The sequence below is a fragment of the Novilysobacter viscosus genome (assembly GCF_046600715.1).
GTDB lineage: Bacteria > Pseudomonadota > Gammaproteobacteria > Xanthomonadales > Xanthomonadaceae > Lysobacter_C > Lysobacter_C viscosus.
On sequence record NZ_JBJMAV010000001.1, the window covers coordinates 447,495 to 467,714 of the forward strand.

At 68.2% G+C, this 20,220-nt stretch carries 21 protein-coding genes; 16 read left to right on the top strand and 5 right to left on the bottom strand.

Going from position 1 to position 20,220, the window contains the following annotated elements; genetic code table 11:
* Positions 1 to 90: 90 nt before the first annotated feature.
* The gene (locus ACJQWL_RS02085; protein ID WP_330968191.1) at positions 91 to 705 is read right to left on the bottom strand and encodes a TetR/AcrR family transcriptional regulator; all 615 of its coding nucleotides are present in this window, start codon (positions 703 to 705) and stop codon (positions 91 to 93) included.
* 256 nt (positions 706 to 961) lie between these two features.
* On the opposite strand from ACJQWL_RS02085, the gene ndk reads away from it, so the two are divergent.
* From ndk to ACJQWL_RS02140, 11 genes are all read left to right on the top strand, one after another.
* Positions 962 to 1,387: a nucleoside-diphosphate kinase gene (gene ndk / locus ACJQWL_RS02090; RefSeq protein WP_330968192.1), complete on the top strand. Its 426-nt coding sequence runs from the start codon at positions 962 to 964 to the stop codon at positions 1,385 to 1,387.
* Positions 1,388 to 1,418: 31 nt separating this feature from the next.
* Positions 1,419 to 2,678, top strand: a complete 1,260-nt coding sequence (rlmN, locus tag ACJQWL_RS02095; RefSeq protein ID WP_330968193.1) for a dual-specificity RNA methyltransferase RlmN — start codon at positions 1,419 to 1,421, stop codon at positions 2,676 to 2,678.
* A gap of 103 nt (positions 2,679 to 2,781) precedes the next feature.
* Positions 2,782 to 3,525, top strand: a complete 744-nt coding sequence (pilW, locus tag ACJQWL_RS02100) for a type IV pilus biogenesis/stability protein PilW (RefSeq protein WP_330968194.1) — start codon at positions 2,782 to 2,784, stop codon at positions 3,523 to 3,525.
* Complete coding sequence (locus ACJQWL_RS02105; RefSeq protein WP_330968195.1) at positions 3,522 to 4,349, top strand: RodZ domain-containing protein; 828 nt, start codon at positions 3,522 to 3,524, stop codon at positions 4,347 to 4,349. The genes pilW and ACJQWL_RS02105 overlap by 4 nt, the downstream gene beginning before the upstream one ends.
* A 101-nt stretch (positions 4,350 to 4,450) precedes the next feature.
* Complete coding sequence (locus ACJQWL_RS02110; RefSeq protein ID WP_330968196.1) at positions 4,451 to 5,080, top strand: YfgM family protein; 630 nt, start codon at positions 4,451 to 4,453, stop codon at positions 5,078 to 5,080.
* On the top strand, positions 5,080 to 6,267 hold the full coding sequence (bamB, locus tag ACJQWL_RS02115) for an outer membrane protein assembly factor BamB (protein ID WP_330968197.1): 1,188 nt from the start codon (positions 5,080 to 5,082) through the stop codon (positions 6,265 to 6,267). Before ACJQWL_RS02110 ends, bamB begins: the two co-directional genes overlap by 1 nt.
* A gap of 126 nt (positions 6,268 to 6,393) precedes the next feature.
* Positions 6,394 to 7,791 (top strand): ribosome biogenesis GTPase Der, encoded by a 1,398-nt coding sequence (der, locus tag ACJQWL_RS02120; RefSeq protein ID WP_330968198.1) that lies wholly within the window; start codon positions 6,394 to 6,396, stop codon positions 7,789 to 7,791.
* Positions 7,788 to 8,417, top strand: a complete 630-nt coding sequence (gene mobA, locus ACJQWL_RS02125; protein ID WP_330968199.1) for a molybdenum cofactor guanylyltransferase — start codon at positions 7,788 to 7,790, stop codon at positions 8,415 to 8,417. The genes der and mobA overlap by 4 nt, the downstream gene beginning before the upstream one ends.
* A 6-nt stretch (positions 8,418 to 8,423) precedes the next feature.
* On the top strand, positions 8,424 to 9,647 hold the full coding sequence (locus tag ACJQWL_RS02130) for a molybdopterin molybdotransferase MoeA (protein WP_330968200.1): 1,224 nt from the start codon (positions 8,424 to 8,426) through the stop codon (positions 9,645 to 9,647).
* A 23-nt stretch (positions 9,648 to 9,670) separates the two neighbouring features.
* Positions 9,671 to 10,819 (top strand): molybdopterin-synthase adenylyltransferase MoeB, encoded by a 1,149-nt coding sequence (gene moeB, locus ACJQWL_RS02135; protein ID WP_330968201.1) that lies wholly within the window; start codon positions 9,671 to 9,673, stop codon positions 10,817 to 10,819.
* 58 nt (positions 10,820 to 10,877) lie between these two features.
* Positions 10,878 to 11,870, top strand: a complete 993-nt coding sequence (locus ACJQWL_RS02140; RefSeq protein WP_330968202.1) for a DUF2272 domain-containing protein — start codon at positions 10,878 to 10,880, stop codon at positions 11,868 to 11,870.
* Here the strand turns inward: ACJQWL_RS02140 and ACJQWL_RS02145 are convergent.
* Together ACJQWL_RS02145 and ACJQWL_RS02150 are read right to left on the bottom strand one after the other, a co-directional pair.
* Positions 11,867 to 12,640: an alpha/beta hydrolase gene (locus ACJQWL_RS02145; protein ID WP_330968203.1), complete on the bottom strand. Its 774-nt coding sequence runs from the start codon at positions 12,638 to 12,640 to the stop codon at positions 11,867 to 11,869. The two genes, ACJQWL_RS02140 and ACJQWL_RS02145, sit on opposite strands and share 4 nt — an antisense overlap.
* A 43-nt stretch (positions 12,641 to 12,683) precedes the next feature.
* Positions 12,684 to 12,995: a DUF1244 domain-containing protein gene (locus ACJQWL_RS02150; protein ID WP_330968204.1), complete on the bottom strand. Its 312-nt coding sequence runs from the start codon at positions 12,993 to 12,995 to the stop codon at positions 12,684 to 12,686.
* Between the two features lie 74 nt (positions 12,996 to 13,069).
* On the opposite strand from ACJQWL_RS02150, the gene folD reads away from it, so the two are divergent.
* The 4 genes from folD to tadA all read left to right on the top strand — a co-directional run bounded on the left by folD (position 13,070) and on the right by tadA (position 17,830).
* Positions 13,070 to 13,942 carry a bifunctional methylenetetrahydrofolate dehydrogenase/methenyltetrahydrofolate cyclohydrolase FolD gene (folD, locus tag ACJQWL_RS02155; RefSeq protein WP_330968205.1) on the top strand — a complete coding sequence of 291 codons (873 nt, stop codon included), beginning with the start codon at positions 13,070 to 13,072 and terminating at the stop codon, positions 13,940 to 13,942.
* A 118-nt stretch (positions 13,943 to 14,060) separates the two neighbouring features.
* Positions 14,061 to 15,518 carry an IMP dehydrogenase gene (gene guaB / locus ACJQWL_RS02160; RefSeq protein WP_330968206.1) on the top strand — a complete coding sequence of 486 codons (1,458 nt, stop codon included), beginning with the start codon at positions 14,061 to 14,063 and terminating at the stop codon, positions 15,516 to 15,518.
* A gap of 103 nt (positions 15,519 to 15,621) precedes the next feature.
* Positions 15,622 to 17,187: a glutamine-hydrolyzing GMP synthase gene (guaA, locus tag ACJQWL_RS02165; RefSeq protein WP_330968207.1), complete on the top strand. Its 1,566-nt coding sequence runs from the start codon at positions 15,622 to 15,624 to the stop codon at positions 17,185 to 17,187.
* A gap of 136 nt (positions 17,188 to 17,323) precedes the next feature.
* Positions 17,324 to 17,830 carry a tRNA adenosine(34) deaminase TadA gene (gene tadA, locus ACJQWL_RS02170; RefSeq protein ID WP_330968208.1) on the top strand — a complete coding sequence of 169 codons (507 nt, stop codon included), beginning with the start codon at positions 17,324 to 17,326 and terminating at the stop codon, positions 17,828 to 17,830.
* Between the two features lie 193 nt (positions 17,831 to 18,023).
* Here the strand turns inward: tadA and ACJQWL_RS02175 are convergent, their stop codons facing one another.
* Positions 18,024 to 18,503 carry a DUF2721 domain-containing protein gene (locus ACJQWL_RS02175; protein WP_330968209.1) on the bottom strand — a complete coding sequence of 160 codons (480 nt, stop codon included), beginning with the start codon at positions 18,501 to 18,503 and terminating at the stop codon, positions 18,024 to 18,026.
* Between the two features lie 66 nt (positions 18,504 to 18,569).
* Between ACJQWL_RS02175 and orn the strand changes: the two genes are divergently transcribed.
* On the top strand, positions 18,570 to 19,142 hold the full coding sequence (gene orn, locus ACJQWL_RS02180; RefSeq protein WP_330968210.1) for an oligoribonuclease: 573 nt from the start codon (positions 18,570 to 18,572) through the stop codon (positions 19,140 to 19,142).
* Positions 19,143 to 19,147: 5 nt separating this feature from the next.
* Here the strand turns inward: orn and ACJQWL_RS02185 are convergent, their stop codons facing one another.
* On the bottom strand, positions 19,148 to 20,110 hold the full coding sequence (locus tag ACJQWL_RS02185; RefSeq protein WP_330968211.1) for a mechanosensitive ion channel family protein: 963 nt from the start codon (positions 20,108 to 20,110) through the stop codon (positions 19,148 to 19,150).
* Positions 20,111 to 20,220: the final 110 nt, after the last annotated feature.

The following is a 20,220-nucleotide window of genomic DNA, read 5'->3' on the forward strand; positions in this document are numbered from 1 at the left end:
AACTCCTTGATGTTCTGTAGCTATTGAATTCGGTTCGTCTTGCGCTAGCCGGCGGAGTATTGCGATCCCCAAAGACCGGGGGTGGGTGGATCAGCTTTTGAAACCGGCCGCCGCAAAGCGAATCAGCTCACGCGCCGCACGCTCGCGGTGGGCCTTTTCGCTGACGTCGGGTGGACGCTTGATCAGGCCGAAATCCGCCATGGCATAGGTCAACGCCCCTGCCAGGAAGTCCAGGCGCCAGTAGAGCTCCTCTTTGCTCAGCGACGGCACGCAGACGGAGATGGCCTTGGCGAACTCCCGCAGTACGTGCCCATAGTGGTCAGACAGGAACTTGCGCAGGCTGTCGTTCTTCTCGGCATAGGCGCGCGCAACGACTCGAACGAACGCGCCGCCGCCTTGCCGGTCCTGCGCGAGGGCCAGGGCGGGCTCGACGAATGCGGCAAGCACCGGTTCAAGCTCGCCCGGTGATTCCTCCACTGCGCGCTTGAGCGCAGTCAGCCGGTCGGCCGTCATGCCGTCCATGCGCCGCCGGAACACCTCGTTGACCAGGTTCTCCTTGCTGCCGAAGTGGTAGTTGACCGCGGCGATGTTGACGTCGGCGCGGCTGGTGACCTGGCGCAGCGACGTGCCGCTGAAGCCGAACTGGGCAAAGAGCTCCTCTGCAGCGCCGAGGATGCGGTCCTTGGTCGAGAAATGGGTGGCCATCGGAACGGTCCGCTGTCGGGAAGAGGTTATTCAAACGCTTGTTTGATCCTATGCCTTGGCGTGCTGGACGTCAACGCGCGACCCGCGCCTCCCGCCGGCCAATATGACCAAGCACTGCAAAAGCGCTCCGCAATCCGATAGCATTACCTCAGCCATATCGGCTAAACCCGCGTTCCGACGCGGGTTTTTCTGTTATCCTCGGGCGCGAGGTTCCTGCTCTTTCAGGGTCCGCGGCCCGCCTACCTGGAGACATCCCATGGCGCTGGAGCGCACCCTTTCGATCATCAAGCCCGACGCCGTTGCCAAGAACGTCATCGGTGAGATCTACACCCGTTTCGAGAAGGCCGGCCTGAAGGTCGCGGCTTCCAAGATGAAGCATCTGTCCCGCAGCGAGGCAGAAGGCTTCTACGCGGTCCACCGCGAGCGTCCGTTCTTCGCTGCGCTGGTGGAGTTCATGATCTCCGGCCCCGTCATGATCCAGGTCCTGGAAGGCGAGGGCGCGGTACTCAAGAACCGTGACCTCATGGGCGCCACCAATCCGAAGGACGCTGACGCGGGCACCATCCGCGCGGACTTCGCCGACAGCATCGATGCCAACGCGGTGCACGGTTCGGACAGCCTGGAGAATGCGGCGATCGAGATCGCCTACTTCTTCCCGGCCACGGACGTCTACACCCGCTGATCGCGGCTCCAAACAGGCACTACAGGTTTCCATGAGCACCCCGAACCAACGCATCGACATCACGCTTGCACCGGACTCCGGCGCGGCGCGCGCGCGCGCGGGGGAGCGGGAGGCCATCGGGTCGGGGTCGAAGCGCAACATCTTCGACCTCGACCGCGTTTCGCTGGAGGACTTCTTCGAGCAGACGCTGGGCGAGAAGCGCTACCGCGCCCACCAGGTCATGAAGTGGATCCACCACCGGCATGTCACCGATTTCGACGACATGACCGATCTGGGCAAGGCGCTGCGCGCCAAGCTGCACGAGCATGCCCAGGTCCGGGCGCCGATGGTGCTGCACGACCAGCCTTCGGCCGACGGCACCCGCAAGTGGTTGCTCGGCATGGACCCGAAGAACGCGATCGAGACGGTCTATATCCCCGACAAGGGCCGGGGCACGCTCTGCGTATCGAGCCAGGTCGGCTGTGCGCTGAACTGCCAGTTCTGCTCCACCGCGACCCAGGGCTTCAACCGCAACCTCTCCACCGCCGAGATCATCGGCCAGGTGTGGGTGGCGGCGCGTGAGCTGGGCAACGTGCCGCACCAGCAGCGCAAGCTCACCAACGTCGTGATGATGGGCATGGGCGAGCCGCTGGCCAATTTCGACAACGTCGTGCGGGCGATGAGCATCATGCGCGATGACCTGGGATACGGCCTTGCCAACAAGCGCGTCACGCTTTCCACCGCCGGCATGGTCCCGATGATCGACAGGCTCGGCGAGGTCAGCGATGTGTCGCTGGCGGTGTCGCTGCACGCCGCCAATGATGAGCTGCGTACCGAGCTGGTACCGCTCAACAAGAAGTATCCGATCGCCGATCTCATGGCGGCATGCCAGCGCTACGTACGCCGCAAGCCCCGTTCGTCGATCACCTTCGAGTACACGCTCATGAAGGGAGTCAACGACCAGCCCCAGCATGCGCGTGAACTGGCCCGCCTGATGCGGCAGTTCGAGAACGCGGTGCAGATGAAGGATGCTGCCAAGGTCAACCTGATCCCGTTCAACCCGTTCCCGGGGACCCGCTTTGAAAGGTCGCCGGAAACCGACATACGCGCCTTCCAGAAGCTGCTGCAGGACGCCCGCGTTCTGACGACGGTGCGACGCACCCGAGGTGACGACATCGACGCCGCCTGCGGCCAGCTGAAGGGGCAGGTCATGGACCGGACGCGCCGCCAGGCAGATTTCCGCAAGAGCCTGGAGGACAGGGCGCTGCAGGAAAAGGGCGCCCAGGACGGAGGGGTGAGCGATGCGGCGTAGGCTTTCCCAGGTATCGGAACGCGACTACCGGCCAAGCTGGGCCCGCGCACTTGCGGTCGTGGCCTGCCTGGCTGTGCTGGCGGGCTGCAGCCGGTTGTCGTTCGTGCGTCCCGACACCGGACGCGGTGACTTCGAGCGGGTGGCGCCCGATATCCATGTCAGGGAGTCGGCCCAGCGCATGGCTGCCCGGGACGCGCTGCCGCATGTGTCCAATTCGAGGGCTGCGCTTGTAAAGGGAGACCTAGTCAACGCCGAGCGCCTGGCGCGGGAGGCGTTGAAGATCGACTCCCGTTCCGAGGGCGCCCATACCCTGCTTGCGGTGGTGTACGACCGTCAGGGCGATGCGTCCCGCGCCGGAGACCACTACCGCAAGGCCGCCGAACTGGCACCCACGCGAGGCGGAACGCTGAACAACTACGGCACGTGGTTGTGTGCCAATGGACGCGAGGCCGAGTCGCTGCCCTGGTTCGAGCGGGCGGTGAAGACCCCCGGGTATGCCACGCGCGCCGGCGCTTTGGCGAACGCGGGTCGCTGCGCGGACCGCGCAAACCTGGACAAGCGTGCGGACGCGTACCTGCGCCTGGCGATCCGGCTCGACCCTGCCGACCCGGTGGCACTGTCGACCCTGGCCGAGCGCGCTTACCGTCGGGGCGATGGAATGCAGGCTCGCGCCTTTTCTGAACGTCGGCTGACTGCGGCGCCGGCAGATGCGCATTCATTGCTGCTTGCGTCACAAATCGAGGAAATGCTCGGCGACAGGGCTGCAGCTGCCCGATACGTTCAGCGAATGAGGGCGGAGTTCCCGAATGCATCGGGCTCCGGTACGGGGAAAGAAGGCAGGCGATGACCAATTCCAACGAAATCGCACCCGGTTGCGACGGCTGCGGTTCACGGCTTCGCGCCGCCCGCGAGGCAGCCGGGTTCACGCACGAGGACGTCGCCGCACGGCTCAAGATGCCGGTGCGCGTGGTCCGTGCGCTGGAAGCCGACGACTGGCGACCACTGGGTGCGCCTGTGTTCGTGCGCGGACAGTTGCGCAGTTACGCCCGACTGCTGGGGCTGGACATCGAGCAGGAGCTGCTGCGTTCGCCGATCGAGCCTGTAGCGCAGCCGGAGCTGGTCAGCCACACCCACGTCCCGCGCTACCGGGTAATGGGCGAGCAAATGGCACGCCGCGCGGTCTACGTGGTATTGACGGTGGCCATCGCCCTGCCGGTTTGGCTTGCCACGCGCCCCCACCTTTCGGAAGGACTGGCGGTGGAGTCGCTCGACCCGTCACCGGGTATCGAGGCCGCGCCCGGCACAGCGCCAAAGCCCGATAGCGCTCCGGCCGTCCGTGAACGAACCCCAATAGTCGCCTCCATGGCCTCCTTGCCGCCCAGGAGCAAGGCCGCAGCCCCGGCGGTGACCGGCCTGTCCCTGCGCTTCAGCGACGACAGCTGGGTCCAGGTGTTCTCGGCGCAGGGCGAAGCGCTGGAGCAGGGAATGATGGAATCCGGGCAGCGGCTGAGCTACGACAAGGGCGAAGTGGGTCGCGTGGTACTCGGCAACTCGGCCGCAGTGGAAGCGCGCAGGGGGGGTGAGCTCATCGACCTGGAGCCGTTCAGCCGAGCCAACGTCGCGCGCTTTACGCTATCCTCTGACGGCTCGCTGGCGCCGGTTCGCGACTGACCACGCCGCGGCTCCACGCCCTGCATCGGCCGGCGTAGTCCGGCCGATTGCATTTCCAGATCCGGCCCGCCATTGCGCGGGCCCCCGCACGGCAGGCCGGCATGGCGCTAGACGATATTCTCGACGAACACGAACAAAGCGAACGCGTACAGGACTGGTTGCGCCGTAACGGTGCAGGACTGGTCGGCGGGGTCCTGCTGGGGCTGGCGGCCATCGGCGGCTGGCAGTGGTGGGAGCGCGACCAGGACGCCCGCCAGTCGGCCGCCGCCGACCGCTATCAAGCAGTCGTCAACGGTATAGAAGCCGGCGAGGCGGCCGCGGCCGGCCAGGTCGCGGCGCTCGAGCCTGGCACCTTCCAGGTGCTGGCGGCACTGCAACTGGCGGCGGCGCAGGTGGAGGCCGGCGAGTCGGAAGCGGCGGTCACGACCCTTCGCGGCATCCGCAGCGACAACCCCGCGCTGCAAGACGTGGTCGCCCGCCGCCTCGCGCGGTTGCTGATCGATGCCGGAGAGCCGACCCAGGCACTGGAGCTTCTCGGCACGGCCGACAGCCCGGCGGCGCTGGAGATCCGCGGCGACGCGCAGCTGGCGCTCGGAAAGGCCGAGCTGGCGCGGGAGGCCTACACCCAAGCGCTGGCCGGCATGGACGTGGCATCGCCGCAGCGCGGAATCCTTGAATTGAAGCTCACCGATGCCGGTGGGTCCGTCGACCGTACCGAGGCCCAGTCTTGATGAAGCCAGCACTGCAATCGCACCGCATCCTCCTGCGCACCGCAGCCATCGCGGCGTGCCTTGCCACCCTTTCAGGCTGCAGCACGGTCCGTGGCTGGTTTGACCGCGACGACAAGGCCGGCGAGCCGGTGGCGTTGACCGATTTCGCCGCCAGCGCATCCCCGGTGCAGATCTGGTCGACGAACGTAGGCAAGGGTGAAGGACGGCTGGGCCTACGCCAGGGGCCCGTGGTAGCGGACGGGCGTGTCTACGCCGCCGCGGTTGACGGGGGTGTCCGGGCGCTTGACCTGCAAACCGGCGGGCAGCTCTGGCACTACCCCACGGACGTCCGAATCAGTGGCGGCCCGGGTGCGGGCGAAGGCCTGGTCGTGGCCGGGGGACTCGATGGCGAAGTGATTGCCCTGGACGCCGCCACCGGTACCCAGCGGTGGGAAGCCAAGGTCAGCAACGAGGTCATCGCCCCACCGGTCATCGGGCAGGGCATGGTGTTCGTGCGTTCAAACGACGGCCGAGTGACCGCGTTCGACGCGACGAGCGGCCAGCGTCGCTGGTTCTGGAACCATGATGTCCCGCCATTGTCGGTCCGCGGCAACGACGGTGTTCTGCTAGGGCCGGGCTACGTGTTCGTCGGCAACGATGACGGCACCCTGAGTGCGTTGAGCGCCACCGATGGCGCGCCGCTGTGGGAGCAGGTGGTCGGCGGGCAGGAGGGTCGCACCGAACTCGACCGCATGGCCGACGTCGACGGCGCTCCGGTCCTGGACGGCGCCGCCATCTATGCCAGCAGCTTCCAGCAGCAGACCATCGCGATCGATGGCCCCACGGGGCGTCCGATGTGGGCCAGCCAGCACGGCGGCGCGGGTCGGATCGGACTGGGGCCGGACCGGCTGGTCGTATCCGCACCTGACGGTACCGTCTATGCGCTGGACAAGGCCGGCGGCAGCGCGTTGTGGCAGCAACCCGGCCTGGCGCGGCGCAACCTGACTGCGCCTGCCGTCCAGGGGAGCTATGCCGTAGTCGGCGATTTCGACGGCTACCTGCACTGGCTGGACCTGCAGGACGGTTCGTTTGCTGCCCGCACACGGTTGTCGGGCAAAGCACTGCGCGCCGCGCCGGTCGTGGTCGATGGCATCCTTCTGGCGCAGGACACCGATGGCCGCCTGAGCGCTTATCGCCTGGGCCAGTAGTTGCCCGTGGCGCGGTGCTCCGCGCCACCCATGCCTTGACGTCCGCGCCGGGCGTCGGGCGTTGAACGCGGAGACCGGGACACCCCCGTTCCCCATCCAGCTCCGTTCCCGCTTCAAGGTCCAACCATGCTGCCCCTCGTCGCCCTCGTCGGCCGTCCCAACGTAGGCAAGTCCACGTTGTTCAATGCGTTGACGCGCACGCGCGATGCGCTTGTGCATGACGAGCCGGGCGTGACCCGTGACCGCCACTACGGCGTGTGCCGGCCGGAAGACCTGCCGGCGTTCGCGGTCGTGGACACCGGCGGCATCGCAGGGAAGGACGAGGGCCTTGCGGGCGCCACGGCGCGCCAGGCACGTGCCGCCGCCGAAGAAGCGGACCTGGTGCTGTTCATCGTCGACGGCCGGGAAGGGGCTTCGGCCCTGGACGACGACATCCTGCGCTGGCTGCGCAAGGCCTCGCGGCCCACGATGCTGGTCATCAACAAGACAGAAGGGCTGGACTCCAACGCGGTTCGCGCCGAGTTCGCCCGCTACGGCTTCGCCGAGATGCTGGCCATCTCTTCCGCGCACCGGCAGGGCATCGACGACCTGATCGACGAGATCCTGGGGGCGTTGCCCGAGGAGGGCACGTCGGCGGAACTCGATACCGACCCCTCCCGTATCCGCGTCGCCTTCATCGGGCGCCCCAATGTCGGCAAGTCGACCCTGGTCAACCGGCTGCTTGGGGAGGAGCGCATGATCGCCTCGGAAGTGCCGGGCACCACGCGCGACTCCGTTTCGGTTGACATGGAGCGCGACGGCCGCCTGTACCGGTTGGTCGACACCGCGGGCGTACGTCGCAAGTCACGCGTGGACGAGGCGGTCGAGAAGTTCTCCATCATCAAGACCCTGCAGGCGATCGAGCACTGCCAGGTGGCCGTGGTGATGCTGGACGCGGGCGAGGGCGTGACCGACCAGGACGCCAGCGTGCTGGGCTACGCCCTGGAAGCCGGGCGGGCGCTGGTGGTGGCGGTCAACAAGTGGGACGGCCAGACCGACTACCAGCGCCAGCAGACCGAAGCCCTGCTGTCGCGCAAACTGGCATTCGTGGAGTGGGCCGAAGCGGTGCGCATCAGCGCCCTGCACGGATCGGGCCTGCGCGAACTGTTCAACGCCATCCACCGGGCCCACGCATCGGCCACGCGGGAGTTCGGCACCACCGAGGTGACCAAGGCGGTCGAGATCGCCTACCAGACCAACCCACCACCGGTGGTCCGTGGCCACGTGCCCAAGCTGCGCTTCGCCCATCCCAGCGGGACCAATCCGCCCACCTTCACCGTGCACGGCACCCGGCTGCGCACGTTGAGCGACAGCTACAAGCGCTACCTGGAGAACTTTTTCCGCAAGCGCTTCAAGCTGGTCGGGACCCCGGTGCAGTTCGTGTTCAAGGAAGGCACCAACCCCTACGAAGGCAAGAAGAACGTGCTGACCGACCGCCAGGTCGCCCGCAAGCGGCGGATGCTCCGGCACGTCAAGGGCAAGTGACCCCGGTCGCGCCCGGCGTGGGCATGGGGCGTGGCAGGGCTGCGCTGCCGGTGACGCTCGGACTGATCGCCGGTGGTCGGGGCACCCGGCTGGGCGGTGTCGACAAGGCGTGGCTGCTCCGCGACGGGCAGCCCCAGGTGGCGCGCCTGGCAGGCGCATTCGATGGCATCGCCGAGGTGCTGGTCAGCAGCAACTCGCATGACCCTCGATACGCCGCCCTTGGGTTCCACACCGTGCGGGATGCGGCCGTGGGGTGGGGCCCGATTGCGGGGCTCTCGGAGCTGGCGGCGCGGTGCCGCACACCCTGGCTGATGACCTTGCCGGTGGACGTGCTCGACCCTTCCCCGGAGTTGCCCGGGTGGTTGCTCGCAGCCGCGCGTCAGGACCCGGGCGTACCCGGGATCGTCGTGCAGGACGATGGCGGCCTGCAGCCGTTGGTGGCCCTGTGGCGAAGGGAGGTCCTCGCAGAGCATGCGCGACGTGCACTCGATGCCGGTCGGCTGGCGGTCCGGGACCTGGTTGCGGTGGCCGGCCTGGCGACGCTCCCCCTGCCGGGGCGCCGCTTGGGCAATCTCAATACGCTGGGCGACCTGCACGCGGCCCACGTCGTGCTTCCGCAAGGATAAAGACCGATGACAACGGCCACATACCCCACCTCCATCAGCCACGCGGAGGCGTTGGCAGTCACTGCGAACCTGGCCCAGGCGCATCGCCTGGAAATCGAGGTGCAGGCGATTGGCCGTACGCATGGCCGCGTTCTTGCCCGGGACGTGGTCGCACCCATGCCGCTGCCGCCTTTCGACAACAGCGCGATGGACGGCTTCGCCTATCGCCATGTCGACCTGGCGGCCTGCCGCGGGGGGTTCCGGCTGTCGGGCGAGCAGTTTGCCGGAGACGCTGCTTCAGCGGTTTTGGGCCCGGGGGAGTGCTGGCGAATCACCACCGGCGCACCGTTGCCCGGAGGCGCCGACACCGTGGTCATAAAGGAGCGGGCGCGGTTGGAAGGCGGGCAGGTCCACGTGCCGCAAGACGAACCGGCCGGCAGCCACGTGCGCCGCGCTGGCGAAGACGTGCGCCGGGGTGACCTCGTGCTCACGGCCGGCCAGTGGCTCACTCCCGCCCGGGTCTCGCTCGCCGCTTCGCTCGGTCTTCCCTCGCTCCCGGTCAGTCGTCGCCCGACCGTGGCGGTGTTCACCAGCGGCGACGAGCTTGTCGAACCCGGCATGCCGTTGGCACCGGGCCAGATCCATGACAGCAACCGAGAGCTCTTGATGGGCCTGCTGCGCTCAGAAGGCCTGGAGCCCACCGCCTGGCCGCGACTGCCCGACGATTCGCGCCAGGTGGAAATCGCGCTGCGCGACGCCGCCTGTGCCTTCGACCTGGTGGTGACCTGTGGCGCGGTGTCGGCCGGGGAAAGAGACCACATCCCTGCTGTCGTTGCGGAGTTCGGCGAGATCCACTTCTGGAAGGTGCGCATGAAGCCGGGCATGCCCGTCCTGCTTGGCAGCATCGACCAGGCGCGCATCCTGGCGCTGCCGGGCAACCCGGTGTCGGTGTTGGCGACCTGGCTGACCCTTGGCCGGGCATTGGTTGACGGACTGCAGGGCCGGACCGAGGCCCGGCAAAGCTGGAGTGCCCGCCTTTCGGCGCCCATCGAGAAGACCCACCCCCGCCGAGAGTTCGTGCGGGGCCGTTTGATGGCAGACGGAGAGGGCGGGCTGCAGGTGGTGCCGAGCGGGGCGACCGGGTCGCATCGCCTGCGTGCAGCCGCCGATTCGAACGCGTTGATCGTGGTGCCGGAAGGCGCGCAGTCGCTGCAGGCCGGTGCGGTGGTGGACGTATTGCCGTATGCATGACGGCCCCGCACGATAGTCCCGGCATGGATCACGACTCCTCCCCCAGCGCCGTGGACCGCATCACCCCGGCCCAGGCCCATCGACGCCAGGCGGAGGGCGTCCTGCTGATCGACGTACGCGAGTCGCACGAGCGGGCACTGGGCGGTGCCGAGGGATCGACCGGCGTCTCGCGGGCAGAGCTGGAGGCCAATCCGGACGCCGTGATCCCGACCCGGTCCACGCCGGTCATGCTGATCTGCCAGGTCGGTGGCCGATCCCTGCAGGCCGCACAGAGTCTGGTGGAAGCCGGGTTCCGGGCGGTTTGTTCGGTGGATGGCGGGACGGACCGCTGGGTCGCCGAAGGCTTGCCGGTGTCGGCAGTGGAGGGCGACGTGGACTTCCATGAACGCTACTCCCGCCACCTGCGCCTGCCGGAAGTGGGCGAAGCGGGGCAGCGGCGACTCCACGACGCGCGGGTGGCGATCGTCGGGGCCGGCGGACTGGGTTCGCCGGCGGCCTACTACCTTGCCGCCGCAGGCGTGGGCTCGCTCGTACTGGCCGACGACGATGTCGTCGACCGAAGTAACCTGCAGCGCCAGATCCTGCATACCGATGCCCGCGTGGGCGTGCCCAAGGTGGAGTCGGCACGCATCGCTCTCAACGCACTGAACCCCTCGGTGGACGTCGACGCCTTCCCCGAGCGGATTGGCGCCGGCAACGTCGAGCGGCTGATCGCGTCGGCCGATGTCGTCATCGACGGCGCCGACAACTTTCCGGCCCGGTACCTGCTCAACGATGCCTGCGTGCAGTTGCGCAAGCCGCTGGTGTATGGGGCGGTGCACCGGTTCGAAGGTCAGGTCAGCGTGTTCGATGCGGGGCGCCACCGAGGCGATGCCCCCTGCTACCGCTGCCTGTTCCCGGAACCGCCGCCGCCGGAGTCCGCGCCCAATTGCGCCGAGGCCGGCGTCCTGGGCGTGGTGCCCGGCGTGATCGGGCTGCTGCAGGCCACCGAGGCGATCAAGCTGATCCTGGGCCTAGGCGATCCGCTGCGTGGGCGGCTGCTGCACTTCGATGCGCTGGCCATGCGCTTCCGGGAAACCCGCCTGCACGCCGACCCGCAGTGCCCGGTATGCACGCCCGGTACACCGTTCCCCGGCTATATCGACTACGCGCGGTTCTGCGCCGGCCAGTGACCCCCGCGTCCATCGGTCCGTAAGCTATTTCGACACGCGGATAGACGAGGAGCGGACAATGCAGCACGCGCGTTGGTTGGGGCTGCCGGTGGCCCTGGCGGTGTTGGCGCTCTGGCCCGTAGCTGCGAGCGCCGGGTGTACCTCGACTGATCCGCTCCAGGCTCGGGACCTGCCCTCGCGCATTGCCTCGGTCGCATGTCGGGAACACGCGTTGTGGTTCCAGCCCTTCATCGATGCGCAGGGTCGCCTGGCCAGCACCACCGTCGCCGAGGCCGAGGACACCCGGCTGGCCGACGGTTCCACCCCGGCGTGGCTGCGCGTGGTGGACTACTGGCAGGGCAGCGGGCTGTTGGGCTCGATGGCGTTCGCGCCAGGCGCCAGCACCTGCGCATACGCCCGGCGCGGGGGCGGCCCGATACCCGGATGCCGGACGTTCGTGGTGGACAAGCCATGGTCCGCAGCTTTCATGTCATACGTGATGGTGCAGGCGGGCGTGCCGGGCTTCCGCCCCTCCCCGGGCCACGTCGACTACGTACGTGAGGCGTACCAGCGACCGGAGTCGAGTCCTTACACGGCCCAGGATCCACGCACCGCGCGCCCGGAGGTAGGTGACCTGCTGTGTTACGTGCGGGGCACCGGCGCCGGCGCCGACAGCCATCCGGCGTTGTCAGCATGGTTCACGCGCAACCCGGGGGCATCGTTGGCGATGCACTGCGAAGTGGTCGTCCAGGCCGGTCGCGGCGGCCAAGCGCACCTCATCGGGGGCAACGTGCTGCAGGCAGTCACCATGCGCATCCTTCCGCTGAACCGCGACGGGCGGTTCTGGGGACTTCCGCAAGGCGACACGGCCAACTGTTCGCCCGCCAATCCGGCCGCCTGCGACTTCAACCGCAAGCATTGGGCGACGTTGTTGAAGCTGAAGCCGGGCCTGCCGATGGGGCCTTCGCGCGCGTTTGTCCCACAGGCGGCTCCGCTGCCGCAGGCCTGCTGCGTGAATTGCGTGGTGGGCTCGGGCGTTCCCCGCTGCAGCGCGCCCGCCACCGGGGACTAGCGCGTGTCGCCGTCGCGATCCATGAAGGCCCGCAACGACTCGCCGTAGGCGGGATCACGATCCACCGTATTGTGCCCGGCCTCGGCCAGCGAGACGACGCGGGTCGATGACGCGGGTAGGGTGTCGATGAGATTTCGCGTGCTGGCGGCCGGGACGACGTCGTCGCGCTGCGCACGCACCACCAGCACCTCGCCTCCGAAGCCGGTCAGCGCGGCAGCCGTCTGGTACCGCTCGGTGAGCAGCCGCTCCACCGGCAGCCACGGGTAGTGGTGGCCTGCAACCGACGCCATGCGGTCGAACGGGGTCACCAGCGCCAGCTTGCGGACCGGCCGCATGGAGGCCACGTGCGCGGCGACCCCACTGCCCAGGCTGCGGCCGATCAGGTCGACGGTGGCGTGGCGCGACGCGGCGTGGTCGAAAAACACCAGCGCATCGCCCTGCAATGCGGCCTCGCGGGGTTCTCCCTCGCTGGCACCGTAGCCGCGATATGCCGGCAGGTAGACGGTGTGCCCCGGGAACCACTTCGCGAACGCTTCGCGATTGAACTGGACGGACTCGGCGTTCCCCCCGAAATAGACGATCGCGCGCGCTTGGCCCGGGTTGACGACCCAGGCACGCAGCTTCAGGTCTTCCACAACCAGGGTCAGGTCGGTCTCGTTGGCCGGTGCACGGGTCAGTGCGGGGAAGTACATCAGGTCGCGCTGGCGCAGGGCGACCAGCACGCACATCGCCAGGTAGACGGCCACCACCAGCAACAGGGGGATCAGCATCGGCCACGGCCCTGGGGGTCTGGCGGTCACGGCCCGGTCGGACTCAGCCACCAGGGCCGCGCGTGGCGGCCTCGAACGCGGCCAGCTGCGCAGGCGTCGCCTCGGCCTGGTGCTTGGCCTTCCATTCCGCGAATGGCTGGCCGTACACGGTCTGGCGGGCATCGTCGCGGCTCATGGCGATGCCTTGCGACTCGGCCGCCTCGCGGTACCAGTCGGCAAGGCAATTACGACAGAAACCGGCCAGGATCATCAGGTCGATGTTCTGGACGTCCGGACGCTGCTCCAGCAGGTGCTGGCGCAGGCGTCGGAAGACGGCGGCCTCGATAGCCGTGGTGGCAATGTCGTGCTGGTTCAATGGCAGTCTCCAGGAGGGCGGGCGGGATGGGCGATAATGCGCGGCCCGACTCTAGCGCAGCGCCCACCATCCCAATGACCCAGACAGGTACGGCCCGCATCCTCGACGGCAAGCGCATCGCCGAGGACCTGCTCGACAACCTCAAGGCCCGGGTCGACGAGCGGCTCGCGGCGGGCAAGCGGCCACCGGGGCTGGCGGTGGTGCTGGTGGGCAACGACCCCGCATCGTCGGTGTACGTGCGCAACAAACGGCGTGCAGCGGAAAAGGTGGGTATCCGAGCGATCGACCACGACCTGCCGGCCGACACCAGCGACGCCGAGCTGCTCGCGCTGATCGATCGCCTCAACGCCGACCCGGACGTCCACGGTATCCTCGTGCAATTGCCGCTGCCGGACCGCCGGGACGCCACCGCCCTGATCCATCGCATCGACCCGGACAAGGACGTAGACGGGTTCCACCCCGAGAACGTGGGGCACCTGGCGCTGCGCCAGTTCGGACTGCGGCCGTGCACGCCGCGCGGCATCACGACGCTGCTGGGCTACACCGACCGGCCGGTGCGCGGCCAGAGCGCCACCATCGTCGGCGTGTCCAACCATGTGGGCCGCCCGATGGCGCTGGAGCTGCTGATCGCGGGCTGCACGACCACCAGCTGCCACAAGTTCACGCCTCCTGACGTACTCGAAGCCGCCGTTCGCGGCGCCGACATCCTGGTGGTGGCGGTCGGGCGGCCGCAGCTGATCCCCGGCGAGTGGGTCAAGCCGGGCGCGGTGGTCATCGACGTGGGCATCAACCGGCTGGACGACGGCCGGCTGGTGGGGGACGTGGGCTATGCCGCCGCGGCCGGGCGTGCCAGCTGGATAACGCCCGTGCCGGGCGGGGTCGGGCCGATGACCGTCGCCACGCTGATGCAGAACACCCTGGAAGCAGCCGAGGCGTCGGACCCCTAGCAATGGGCCGGGGGCAGCCTGCGCCGCCGCGCCCGGCTTTTCCGCGGGGTGGGCCACGGCCAGCAGGGCAGGGCCCGGACGGCGTACAATGGCGCGCTTCATCTCCCCGGGCCGCCCCATGCTGCGCATCCAGGCTGAAGCGCTGACCTACGACGACGTATCGCTCGTCCCCGCGCATTCCACCGTCCTGCCCAAGGACGTCTCGCTCGAAACCCGCGTCACCCGCGACCTGGTCATCCGCCTGCCGATCCTCTCGGCGGCGATGGACACCGTCAGCGAGGCTCGCCTCGCCATCGCGCTGGCCCAGCTGGGCGGCCTGAGCATCATCCACAAGAACATGGGCCTGGAGCAGCAGGCCGCGCACGTGGCGCAGGTCAAGAAGTTCGAGGCCGGCGTGATCAAGGAGCCGTTCACCGTCGGCCCCGAGACCACCATCGCCGAAGTGCTGAAGCTCACCCGTGCGCGCAACATCTCCGGCGTGCCGGTGGTGGACGGGGGGCAACTGGTCGGGATCGTCACCAGCCGCGACATGCGCTTCGAGAAGAAGCTCGACGACCCGGTTCGCCACATCATGACCAAGCGCGACCGCCTGGTGACGGTCAACGAAGGCGCCAGCGACGAGGAGGTGGTGCAACTCCTGCACAAGCACCGTATCGAGAAGGTGCTGGTGGTCAACGACGGCTTCGAGCTGCGTGGCCTGATCACCGTCAAGGACATCCAGAAGAAGTCGGACAACCCCAACGCCGCGTACGACAGCAGCGAGCGGCTGCTGGTCGGTGCGGCGGTCGGCGTGGGCGGCGACACCGAAGCCCGGGTGGAAGCACTCGCCGCGGCGGGCGTTGACGTGGTGGTGGTCGATACCGCCCACGGCCACTCGCAGGGCGTGCTGGACCGGGTGAAGTGGGTCAAGGCGCGCTTCCCGCAGTTGCAGGTGATCGGCGGCAACATTGTCACCGGTGACGCCGCCCTGGCACTGATGGACCACGGCGCGGACGCGGTCAAGGTGGGCGTTGGACCGGGCTCGATCTGCACGACCCGCGTCGTGGCAGGCGTGGGCGTACCCCAGGTCACCGCGGTAGCGATGGTCGCAGAGGCACTGCAGGACCGCATTCCGCTGATCGCCGATGGCGGCATCCGGTACTCGGGTGACATCGGCAAGGCGCTGGCCGCCGGTGCTTCCACGGTAATGGTCGGCGGCCTGTTTGCCGGCACCGAGGAGGCGCCCGGCGAAGCCGAACTGTTCCAGGGCCGCAGCTACAAGAGCTACCGCGGCATGGGCAGCCTTGGCGCCATGGAGATGGGCTCCAAGGACCGCTACTTCCAGGACGCATCCGACGCCGACAAGCTGGTGCCGGAAGGCATCGAGGGCCGCGTGCCGTATCGCGGCCCGTTGCGCAGCGTGGTCCACCAGCTGGCCGGTGGCCTGCGCGCGACGATGGGGTATGTCGGATGCGCCACGATCGAGGACATGCGCAAGAAGCCCGGCTTCGTCCGCATCACCGGTGCAGGCTCGAGGGAGAGCCACGTGCACGACGTGCAGATCACCAAAGAGCCGCCGAACTACCGGGCAGGGTGAGGCGAGGGCGGGGAGCAGGAATTCCCTCCATCCCCCGAAACGCCCTGCCGGACTTTTCTGGTTCCTTCTCCCCCCCCTGTTCCCCATCTCCTGCACCAGCCCCATGACCGACATCCATTCCGACAAGATCCTCATCCTCGACTTCGGCGCGCAGTACACGCAGCTGATCGCCCGGCGGGTGCGCGAGATAGGGGTCTACTGCGAAATCTGGGCCTGGGACCACGACCCGGACGAGATCGCGGCGTTCGGCGCCAAGGGCATCATCCTGTCGGGGGGGCCCGAGTCCACGACCCTGGCCGATGCCCCGCACGCGCCGCAGCAGGCGTTCGACAGCGGCCTGCCGATCCTGGGCATCTGCTACGGCATGCAGACACTGGCTGCCCAACTGGGCGGCACCACCGAGGCCGCGGATGCACGTGAGTTCGGCCACGCCGAAGTCGAGCTGGTCGCGCATGACGCGCTGCTGGGCGGCCTGAGCGACCACGGCGGCGAGCCGCGGCTCAACGTCTGGATGAGCCACGGCGACCACGTCGCCACCGCGCCGCCGGGGTTCACCGTCACCGCCCGGACCGACCGCATCCCCGTGGCTGCGATGGCCAACGAGGCCAAGCGCTGGTACGGCGTGCAGTTCCACCCCGAAGTCACCCACACGCTGCAGGGGCAGACCCTGCTGCGCAGGTTCGTGACCGAAATCTGTGGATGCCAGACCCTTTGGACCGCGGCCCATATCATCGATGACCAGATCGCCCGCGTACGCGAGCAGGTGGGCGGCGACGAGGTCATCCTCGGCCTGTCCGGCGGCGTGGACTCGTCCGTGGTCGCCGCGCTCCTGCACAAGGCCATCGGCGACAAGCTGACCTGCGTGTTCGTCGACACGGGCCTGTTGCGGTGGAAGGAGGGCGACCAGGTGATGGCGATGTTCGCCGAGCACATGGGCGTTCGCGTGATTCGGGTCGACGCCGCCGACCGCTACTTCAAGGCCCTTGAGGGCGTGTCCGACCCGGAAGCCAAGCGCAAGATCATCGGAAACCTGTTTGTCGAGATATTCGACGAGGAAGCCGGCCGGCTGAAGAACGCCCGGTGGCTGGCGCAAGGCACCATCTACCCGGATGTGATCGAGTCGGCCGGCAGCAAGACCGGCAAGGCCCACGTCATCAAGAGCCACCACAACGTCGGCGGCCTGCCCGAACACATGAAGATGGGCCTGGTCGAGCCACTGCGCGAACTGTTCAAGGACGAGGTGCGCCGGCTTGGAGTGGAACTGGGGCTGCCCGAGTCGATGGTTTACCGCCATCCCTTCCCGGGTCCCGGGCTGGGCGTGCGCATCCTCGGCGAGGTCAAGCGCGAATACGCTGAACTGCTGGCCAAGGCCGACAACATCTTCATCGAGGAGTTGCGCCGGGCCGGGCTGTACGACAAGACCAGCCAGGCGTTCGCGGTGTTCCTGCCGGTGCGCTCGGTCGGCGTGGTCGGTGATGCCCGTGCGTACGAATGGGTGATCGCGTTGCGCGCGGTCGAGACCATCGACTTCATGACCGCCCACTGGGCACACCTTCCTTACGAATTCCTGGGACGCGTTTCAAACAGGATTATCAACGAGTTGCGGGGCGTTTCTCGCGTTGTTTACGACATCAGCGGCAAGCCGCCCGCGACGATCGAGTGGGAGTAGTCGGCCTGCTCGCGAGCCACATGCTCGCAGGCCGACGACTGACCGGCCATGGATGGCCGGGCCGGACGATCCGAAGAGGAAAGTGCAGCGCCAGGGATGGCCGTTCCGAACTTGACCAAGCCCCTTCGGAGTGAGCGTGTCGAATCCAGGAGCGGTAGCCGCTGCCGACGAGCACTGGATGCGCCACGCGCTGGCGCTGGCCGACCGCGCCGAGCGCGAGGACGACGAGATCCCGGTCGGAGCCGTCCTGGTCTCCGCCGATGGAGAGGTGCTTGGGGAAGGCTGGAATCGCAATATCACCGAGCATGACCCGACCGCACATGCCGAGATCGTGGCCATGCGGCAGGCCGGTCGTCGGCTCGGCAACCACCGGCTGTTGTGCAGCACCCTCTACGTCACCCTCGAGCCGTGTGCGATGTGCGCCATGGCGATGGTGCATGCGCGCATCGCACGTGTCGTATTCGGCGCCCATGACCCGAAGACCGGCGCGGCTGGCAGCGTGTTCGACCTGCTGGCCGACCCACGCCACAACCACCGTGTCGAAGTGGTCGGCGGCGTGCTGGGCGAGGAAGCCGGGGGCAAGCTCACGGCATACTTCCGGCGCAAGCGACGGAAGCCGGCCGCGGGGCAAGGCGGCGCCTGACCGCGGCCAGTGCGTTGACCTGTAGGCGCGGCTTCGGCGGCGATCGGCGCGGTGGACGCACGTCCAGGTCACGTTCGCGGCCGAAGGCGCCCGTCTGTTACGGATCCGGCATCGCCAGCCATGCGTCGAGCGCGACTGCGCCGCCCCCGGCGGCGGCGAACCACCGCCGATCCCGTCCCGCGAGGTACGACGCTTACTCCGCCAGGTCCCGTCGCTTCGCCCGCGCGAGCCCGTGGGCATGGTCCATCTCCTCGTTGAGCGCGGACACGGCCATCGCCGACTCGCGCGAGAGGTTGATGCTGGCGGCGAACATCGCCAATACGCCCAGCACCGCCAGGATCGTGGGCAGGCTCCCCAGCCGGTAGTCCAGGAACGCGTCGATCGCAACCGACAGGCTGGTGCCGACGAAGAAGCTGATCGCCGCGTACAGCAGCTGGCTCCCCCGCAGTACCAGGTTGGACCGACGGCGCTGCAGTTCTATCAGGCGATCCATCCGACGCGCCGCCGTGGCGTCCATGTCGCCCTCATCCAGCTCTCGCAGCAGGGCGCGCAGCCGGTCCACCACCCGCGCAAGGCGGTTGTTGGCGGACATCAGCAGCGATGCGGTCGCGGTCAGGAAGAAGGCCGGTGCCAGCATGGCGGTCAGGATTGCGTAATGGGTGTTCTGGAACATCCGTGGCGGCTCTTGCGGGGTCGGGGCTCGGCTATCATGCCGCTACACGGACACGGCGGGGAGCCCATGGCTGGGAAGAATGCAAACGATCAGCGGCTGATCTGGATCGACCTGGAGATGACCGGGCTGGACACGGTCAACGACTCGATCCTCGAGATCGCGACGGTGGTGACCGACCCCGACCTCAACGTGCTGGCCGAGGGGCCGGAGCTGGCGATCCGCCACCCGCTGCAGCGGCTGGAGGCCATGGACGAGTGGAACCGCAACCAGCACCGCAAGTCCGGGCTGTGGAACCGTTCGCTGGAGCAGGGGGTTTCCGCGGAGGAAGCGGAGGCGCGCACGCTGGCGTTCCTCAACGAGTGGGTGCCGGCCAGCGCCTCGCCGATGTGCGGCAACTCGATCTGCCAGGACCGGCGCTTCCTGCATCGCGAGATGCCGGCGCTCGAGCGCCACTTCCACTATCGCAACCTCGACGTCAGCACGCTCAAGGAGCTGGCGCGCAGGTGGGCGCCCGAGGTGATGGCCGGGGTCGGCAAGGAGGCCAAGCACACCGCGCTCAGCGACGTGCAGGACTCCATCGCCGAGTTGCGCCACTACCGCTATTTCATGGGGCGCTTGAGCGGCCTGCCGCAGGGGTAGGCAGGCTACTTCGGGTCTTCGCTGGGTATGTGCCCCGGGTCGTCGACCCCGACGGCCCGTCGTCCCGGCGCCTGGTCGGCCGCTGCCGGCCGGGCCGTCGCATCCTCCACCAGCCTGTAGGCACCGCCGGCTGCCGCGTTGGCCGCGACATGGTGGTACATGTGCACGTCGCGCTGCGGGAAAGGGATGCTCACGCCGATTGCATCGAAGCCCTTCTTGATGCGCTCGGTCAACTCGCACTTGGCCACGAAGAAGTCGGCATTCGCCACGTGGCAGCGGATGCCGAGGTTGACGCTGTTATCGCCCAGCGCATAGACCAGCACGTCGGGCTCCGGTTCCGACAGCACCCGTTCGTCCTCACGCATGATTCCCAGGGCCACGCCCCGGGCGGCATCGATGTCGTCGCCGTAGCCGATGCCGATGACCAGCTCGATACGGCGCATAACGTCCGGCGTCAGGTTGATGATCGAGTCGGTGGTGATCAGGCTGTTGGGAAGCACGATGGTCTGGTTGTCCGGCCCGCGCAGCACGGTCTGGAAGATGCTGACCGATTCGACCTTGCCGGTCTCCCCGCCAATGGTGACCACGTGGCCGACCCGGAACGGCTTCAGCGAAACCAGCATTACGCCCGATGCGATATTGGACAGGGAGTCCTTCAGCGCCAGGCCGATCGCAAGGCCCGCCGCACCCAGCACTGCGATCATCGAGGTCATCGGCACCCCGACCACCTGCAGCGCCGCCAGCACCAGCACGACCAGCAACGCGATGTAGGCGGCCTTGCGCAGGAACAGTACCGCGGTGGGCTCCACTTCCGCCCGGGCAAGGCCCCGCTCGGCCAGCCCGGCGATCCACTTGGCGATGCGGATGCCGATCGCGAGCAGCACCAGCGCGCCCAGCACGCGCAATCCAATCGAGGCCGCTGCCGCGGTCCAACCGGCGTCCTGCGCCGTACTCCACCATGCCTGCACGTCTCACCTCCCGTTCGAGCCAGTCTCTTGAAAAACGACGCCCCGCACAGGGCGGGGCGTGGGTCGTGCGCCGCCCGCAGGCGGGGCACGGGTCATCGCGGTGTCACGAG

Coding starts and splice junctions, on each gene's coding strand:
- ACJQWL_RS02105 (WP_330968195.1), top strand. CDS start 3,522: ATGACCAATTCCAACGAAATCGCACCCGGTTGCGACGGCTGCGGTTCA.
- ACJQWL_RS02130 (WP_330968200.1), top strand. CDS start 8,424: ATGACAACGGCCACATACCCCACCTCCATCAGCCACGCGGAGGCGTTG.
- ndk (WP_330968192.1), top strand. CDS start 962: ATGGCGCTGGAGCGCACCCTTTCGATCATCAAGCCCGACGCCGTTGCC.
- rlmN (WP_330968193.1), top strand. CDS start 1,419: ATGAGCACCCCGAACCAACGCATCGACATCACGCTTGCACCGGACTCC.
- der (WP_330968198.1), top strand. CDS start 6,394: ATGCTGCCCCTCGTCGCCCTCGTCGGCCGTCCCAACGTAGGCAAGTCC.
- ACJQWL_RS02140 (WP_330968202.1), top strand. CDS start 10,878: ATGCAGCACGCGCGTTGGTTGGGGCTGCCGGTGGCCCTGGCGGTGTTG.
- bamB (WP_330968197.1), top strand. CDS start 5,080: ATGAAGCCAGCACTGCAATCGCACCGCATCCTCCTGCGCACCGCAGCC.
- guaB (WP_330968206.1), top strand. CDS start 14,061: ATGCTGCGCATCCAGGCTGAAGCGCTGACCTACGACGACGTATCGCTC.
- orn (WP_330968210.1), top strand. CDS start 18,570: ATGGCTGGGAAGAATGCAAACGATCAGCGGCTGATCTGGATCGACCTG.
- ACJQWL_RS02145 (WP_330968203.1), bottom strand. CDS start 12,640: ATGCTGATCCCCCTGTTGCTGGTGGTGGCCGTCTACCTGGCGATGTGC.
- ACJQWL_RS02110 (WP_330968196.1), top strand. CDS start 4,451: ATGGCGCTAGACGATATTCTCGACGAACACGAACAAAGCGAACGCGTA.
- moeB (WP_330968201.1), top strand. CDS start 9,671: ATGGATCACGACTCCTCCCCCAGCGCCGTGGACCGCATCACCCCGGCC.
- ACJQWL_RS02085 (WP_330968191.1), bottom strand. CDS start 705: ATGGCCACCCATTTCTCGACCAAGGACCGCATCCTCGGCGCTGCAGAG.
- folD (WP_330968205.1), top strand. CDS start 13,070: ATGACCCAGACAGGTACGGCCCGCATCCTCGACGGCAAGCGCATCGCC.
- guaA (WP_330968207.1), top strand. CDS start 15,622: ATGACCGACATCCATTCCGACAAGATCCTCATCCTCGACTTCGGCGCG.
- ACJQWL_RS02175 (WP_330968209.1), bottom strand. CDS start 18,503: ATGTTCCAGAACACCCATTACGCAATCCTGACCGCCATGCTGGCACCG.